The sequence below is a fragment of the Vibrio sp. 378 genome (genome assembly GCF_033339435.1).
On the sequence record NZ_JAWOUO010001275.1, the window covers coordinates 1 to 505 of the forward strand.

Annotated in this window: 1 pseudogene; it reads right to left on the bottom strand. The window is 45.5% G+C overall.

Annotated elements, in window-relative coordinates:
• A pseudogene (locus R7Q48_RS31535) lies at positions 1 to 505 on the bottom strand (hypothetical protein); the annotation flags it as partial.

Sequence of the window (505 nt, forward strand, 5' to 3'; positions counted from 1 at the left end):
CGGATTTGCTGTTGCCAAACCACTTGGCAAGATGCTGTCATTGGCAGGTTTTGTACCCACTCATGTTCTTCAAAACTGTCTAACAGGTGGTGTACTGCGTTGCCTGTAAGAGTGGTTTGCAGAGACATGGTTTCTTCACCGATATCAATGTTCGGGCTTTTCTCTTTTACGTCGTTACCGTTCAGGCGGAAAATCGGGCTACTGTGCATTAGCATGGCAATAAACTGATTGCCAATAGAATAAACGTCGGTGACTTCATGAAGTGCGCCATCAGAGCCTGCAAAATAAAGTGTATTGCTCTCTTCTTCGTTGTTGAACTGTTCGTCAGAGTAGTAGAACTGTTGAGCGCCGTAGTTCACCAAGTCATTAACCAGCTGGATGATTGCCTCGCTGTTTGGGATTTGTGCCAATGCTGCCAATATTTGCTCGCTATCCATCGCTTGAAAGCTCAGCTTCATATCACCTTCAGATTGGCCATCCAAGCTAAACGAGTAGCTAAGTTGTG